The following is a 5230-nucleotide window of genomic DNA, read 5'->3' on the forward strand; positions in this document are numbered from 1 at the left end:
ACCTCGATCGCATACGCGCGGCTCAGGAAGGCGGCCTTCCCATCAGGGGGCAGTTCTTTGCACGGACCATAGGGATCCTGTTCGGGCTCGATCTTTCCTACCATCCCTTCTCGCTGAACCCGAGTTACCGACCGCTCGCTGACCTGCCCCTGGCCGAGAAGGTCATGGCGTTGCGTGACCGGGAACTGCGCGCTCGCCTCCTCGTCGAGGAGCCGGAGGATTCAAATCCGTTTGTGGTTTCGATGGTGAAAAGGACCCAGATGTTGTTCCCCCTGGGCGACCCGCCGAACTACCGTCCGGCGCCGGAGGAGAACCTCGCTATGCGCGCCGCGGTCATGGGCGTCTCGACCCGGGACCTGATCTATGACGAGCTGCTGAAGCAGGACGGCCGCGCGATCCTCTATTGCCCGCTAGGGGACATGTCCCAGGACGCACGCATGATGTTCGACCAGCCAGGCGTCACCCTGGCGCTCGGGGACGGCGGCGCGCACTACGGCATGCTGTGCGACGCCTCCTATCCCACCTATCTCCTGACCCGGCTCGTGCGCGATGCACCGGCTGAAGAGGCATTGCCGCTGCCGCAGGCGATCAAGGCGCTGACGCGCGACCCTGCGGAGACCGTCGGGTTTCTCGACCGCGGTTTGATCCGGACCGGGCTCAAGGCCGATCTGAATGTCATCGACTATGATCGTTTGCGCCTGCACCAGCCTACGGTCGCCCGCGACCTGCCGTCCGACGGCAAGCGTCTGTCCCAGAAGGCCGACGGCTATATGCTGACCATCGTCAGTGGCGAGATAACCTATCGTGAAGGCGTCGCCACCGGCGCCCTGCCCGGTCGGCTGATCCGAGGCGCAACACGCCCTGCGGAGATGATAGCCTAAAGGCGCGCCCGTTCGGCGCTGCCGAGTTGTCGTGGACGCCACCGCACGCCTCGATCAGCGCGGCGCTGACGACCAAACCTGCGCTGCGCGACAGAGGTCGGTTCGCGCCGCGGACAAGCAGCCCTCCCCTCAAGCCAGCGCTCTGTACCTTGCCTGAAGCCATTTCGACGGCTGAGATATTCCGGCCGTCATCGCCCAACTAAGCCGATGGGAATGGGATGACGATACCGGCGCTGGCGATCTACCGTCCCGCCGGACGACGTGGACAAACCACCGCGTCGGCCCCTGGGGCTGCGCGCGCTAACCCGCCGGGATGAGAAAAGCCAACGACGCTGCAGTTTGCCACCCGCGGCGCCGGATCAGGCGCCGCGGGTGGTCACAACCATGAGGGCCGTTGTGGGTCGTCACCAGCGATATGACAGCTCGAGGCCATACATGCGTGGCTCGCTGTAAGCCGCCGTCTGGATGCCGATCGTCAGGGTCGTAACCCCACCGGCGATGACGTCCGCATCGTTCATGATGTTGCGGATGAATGCGGCGGCCGACACGCCCTTGCCGGCGATATCGTTCCACTCAATCCGAGCGTTGGCCACGTCGTAGGCTGGTACAACCGCGTTGCCGACGTAGAAATCGCCCTGCCAGGAATAGTCCCCACGCACGATCACTTCGCCGTCCAGCGGCGCCACTGGCAGCACCCAGCGGGCCGACGCCGTCGTCGACCATTTGGGCGAGTTGTTGCCGAACGCCGGGACGTTGATGCCGGGGACCGGCGGCAGCGTGAGGCTGTCGACGCGCTGGTGCGTATAGGCCCCGTTGCTGGTCAGGGTCAGGCTCTCCACCGGCCGGACGATCAATTCCCACTCGAAGCCTGAGAGGGTGCGTTGGCCTGAATTGATTCCGACGGCGTTGTTCAGCGGCACCGACGGATCCGTCGATGGAACAATGGCGCCGACCATGAACGACGAGACGACGTTCTCGTACTTGCTGCGGTATGCGGAGACGTTCACGCGGCCGGTCACATCGCCGATCCGCCAGTCATGCTTCACACCCACCTCGACGTCGGTGACGAGTTCGGGGCGGAAGGTCTGGTACGGCAGCAGGATCGCGGTCGCCGGCGAAAGGAAGGCTGGGGAGTTGATGTTGCCTTCGCGATAACCCCGGCGCGTCGTCGCATAGACAAACAGGTCGGGGCGCACCTGCCAGTCCAGGCCGAGCGTCCAGGTCGGCGCCTTGCCCTTGTAGCTGATGAACGACCGGCCCGCCGTCGTCGGGCAAGAGTCCTGGTCGACCGCCGGATTGAACGTCAGGCCCGAAACCGCAACCGTGCATGCATTGGCCTCGTCCCAGCTGTAGCGATAGCCTGCGTTTAACTTCAAGCCGTCGACCCAGTCGCCGAGGCTCAGGCCGATCTGCCCAAACAGCGCCTTATTCTCCCGCACGCTAAATGAGGTGATCCAGGGCACCGCCGAAGAAGCGATCCGGAAACGCCCGCCGTTCGGACCGTCCGGGTCTTCTTTGATGTAGATGCCGCCGACGATCCAATCGAGTTTGCTGTCAAAGGCGGTGCCGAGCAGATGCACCTCTTCCGAGATCGACTTGAGATCCACCCGCGACGACGGGTCGATCAGGGGCGGTGTGAAATTGACGCCATCTGAGTCAAAATCGCTGGAAACAAAGGTCTTGCGATAGCCGAAAATGCTGCGCGCCTGCACGGCGCCGAAATCAACCTCGGTCTTGTTGGAGACGCCCCAGATCTTTCGGTCCAGGCGGGGTTCGATGCTGGTGGCGGTCGTTCGCGGACCCCACGCCTGCTGGCGCGCGAAGGCGTCGTCAATATCGGCGTCAGGCTGGAAGCCGACGCAGGCCACAGGGTTGGAGCTGTTGACGGTGTGGCAGTCAAAAAAGCGGGCGAGCGCAGGCGTCCGGGCCAAGCCGCCCGGCGTTTGGTTCCAGAGTATGCCGGCGACCCCATTCTCCTTTGCCGTGAAGCGGTCGAAGACGGTCAGGTTGCGGATGTTGGCGGTCGGGGTGAGCAACAGGCTCGCCCGCACGCTGTCGCGGTGGATGTCGTCCAGGTCTCCGCGGCCAGTGATGTTCTTGGTGTAGCCGTCTCGTCTGGTGCTCTTCCCGGCCAGGCGGATCGCGATCTTGTCCTCAAACACCGGGATGTTGATGGCGCCCTCGACGTCACGATAATCGAAGTTTCCGGCTGAGCCGGTGAGGTAGCCTCCCCATTCGGAACTGGGCGCCGTCGGTGTGAAGATGATCGCGCCGCCGATGGTGTTCCGGCCGAACAGGGTGCCTTGCGGCCCCTTAAGGACCTGGATGCTGGCCAGATCGAAGATCGGAACGTTGGAGCCGTTGAAGTTGAGCGGAACGTCAGCGAAATAGTTAACCACCGCGTTGGGGCTGTCGCCCAGCGGAATCCGCGCCAAGCCGCGCAGGACCACATTCATGTTTCCGCCCCCGCCCTGGTGCGTGAAGCGAAGGCCGGGCACGGCGTTGGTAAGGTCGCCAAGCGAGTGGACCTGACGTTCGGCCAGCGCCGTGGCGCTAAGCGCGGTGACGGAGATCGGCACCGTCTGGGCGCTTTCCTCACGCCGGCGGGCCGTGACGACGACCTCTTCAATGTCGCTGATGCGCGGCTCCGGCGAACCAGTTTGCGCCAAGCAAGGACCGCTGAGCGCAAGCAGACTCACACCCGCAAGGTAAATGAGCTTCATATGGCCTCCCCAATATTATATTCTATTGGAATGCGCAGTATCCCCGACGGAAGCACTATACGCTTCGGTCGAGACAATACGCCCAACTCTTCTTGCAGAGCCTACGGACACAAATCAGGAAAAATAGTGAGTACTTTAATATTAATTGGCAGGCTGGCGTCTCGGGGGCCTGTAACCGCCGAGCAATCTAATCTCGGCCGCGCCAGTTGGTTCGATGATCCACTTGTGCAGCGCACAAATAGCCGCCGCATTTCGGGGGGCGAAACACCCTGGCATCTGACGAAACCTTTCTCACCAATTTTTCGATCATGCTGAGTTCAGCACGACCGCGGCGAGACCACCGAGACCTGGCGGGCTCGCCATAGCGGCGTGGAGACGTCACTTGGCCTTCTTGAGCGAGGCCTGCACAGCAGCCATGGTTGGGTCCGCGCCCGAACTCGACGCGGGCGGCGACAGCGCCGTCTTTCCTCCATCGACCATGATCGTCTCGCCGGTGATGTAGGATCCGGCCTGGGACGCCAGGAAGATCACCGTCCCTGCAATGTCCTCTGGTTCGCCGATCCGCTGCAGCGGGATGCTGGCGCTAGTCATTCTAAGCAGTTCGTCGTCCCGCCACATACGCTCAGAGGCCTTGCTTCTGATTACGCCTGCCGCCACGCAGTTCACGCGGATGCCCTCGGCGACCATCTCGTCGGCCAGCGACAGCGCCAGATGCGACAGCCCGGCCTTGGAAACCCCATAGGCGAGCATGAAGGGCGAAGCATGATGGCCGGAGCCTGAACCGATCAGGGTGATGCTGCCCCCGCCGCGCGCTGCGATCGCTGGTCGCAAGGCCTCGCAGAGCCGGAAATTATGATGCACGTTGGTCTTCAGGAGACGGTCGAAGAGCTGCGGCGGCGTCTTGGACGCCGGACCGACGAAGGCCAGCACCGCAGCGTTGCAGACCAAGATGTCGACACCGCCGAACGCCGCCACCGCCGCGGCGGCGAAAGGCTCGATTGCGTCCAGGTTCTCGAGGTCCAGGGCGATGCCCTTGGCGACGCCTGGGCCGAATTCCATTGCCAGCCGATCGCAATCTTCCTGCGATCGGCTGGAGACGATCACCTTTGCGCCCACCTTGACGAGTTCCTGGGCGATGCCGAGACCGATGCCCTTGGTGGCGCCGGTGACGACGGCGATCTTGCCGGTCAGATCGAAGAGAGACATGGCCTATATTCCTTCAAAGGTCATCGGTATGGGCGGCCGCCGCGAGCCGTTCAGCGAGGACCGGCGCCTCGGCGAGCGCACGCACGGCGTCATTCAGGTGCGTGCAGCCCAGCGCGCCGGGCAATGTCTCGAGGACACTGGTGCGGAACGCGGGAAGAGGCAGCCCGATCATCAGCGAGACATTGGCCGCCGCGGCCGGGCATTCGGCGTAAGGCAGGACGCGTGGCTGGGCCTCGATCGAGAGCAGGCGCAGTGAGCCGGGGTCGACGGTCGCCGTCAGCAGGTATTCGTGGACGGCCGCGCGGCCGCCATCGGGCGTTACGGCGCTGTCCTGGAACGCTGCGTCGATCCTGATCAGGCCCTCTTCACACCAGACGTCGATGCGCCGGGCCCGGCGCATCGCGACGCCGGATTGCGGCG

4 protein-coding genes are annotated in these 5230 nt (G+C 63.9%); 1 reads left to right on the top strand and 3 read right to left on the bottom strand.

Features of this window, described 5'->3' with window-relative positions; genetic code table 11:
* Positions 1-881: amidohydrolase family protein (locus JWQ89_RS11430; protein WP_299641092.1), on the top strand; the 881-nt coding region annotated here is incomplete at its 5' end.
* A 404-nt stretch (positions 882-1285) separates the two neighbouring features.
* Here the strand turns inward: JWQ89_RS11430 and JWQ89_RS11435 are convergent.
* The 3 genes from JWQ89_RS11435 to JWQ89_RS11445 form a co-directional block, all read right to left on the bottom strand.
* Positions 1286-3604 carry a TonB-dependent receptor gene (locus JWQ89_RS11435; protein WP_299641094.1) on the bottom strand — a complete coding sequence of 773 codons (2319 nt, stop codon included), beginning with the start codon at positions 3602-3604 and terminating at the stop codon, positions 1286-1288.
* A gap of 378 nt (positions 3605-3982) precedes the next feature.
* Complete coding sequence (locus JWQ89_RS11440) at positions 3983-4810, bottom strand: SDR family oxidoreductase (RefSeq protein WP_299641096.1); 828 nt, start codon at positions 4808-4810, stop codon at positions 3983-3985.
* Between the two features lie 13 nt (positions 4811-4823).
* Positions 4824-5230 (bottom strand): DUF2889 domain-containing protein (locus JWQ89_RS11445; RefSeq protein WP_299641098.1); only part of this gene is annotated, 407 nt, incomplete at its 5' end.

Source organism: Devosia sp. (assembly GCF_028290645.1).
GTDB lineage: Bacteria > Pseudomonadota > Alphaproteobacteria > Rhizobiales > Devosiaceae > Devosia_A.

Bases quoted from the DNA above. Each gene is read 5' to 3' on its own strand.
- JWQ89_RS11435 (WP_299641094.1), bottom strand. From the start codon at position 3,604: ATGAAGCTCATTTACCTTGCGGGTGTGAGTCTGCTTGCGCTCAGCGGT.
- JWQ89_RS11440 (WP_299641096.1), bottom strand. From the start codon at position 4,810: ATGTCTCTCTTCGATCTGACCGGCAAGATCGCCGTCGTCACCGGCGCC.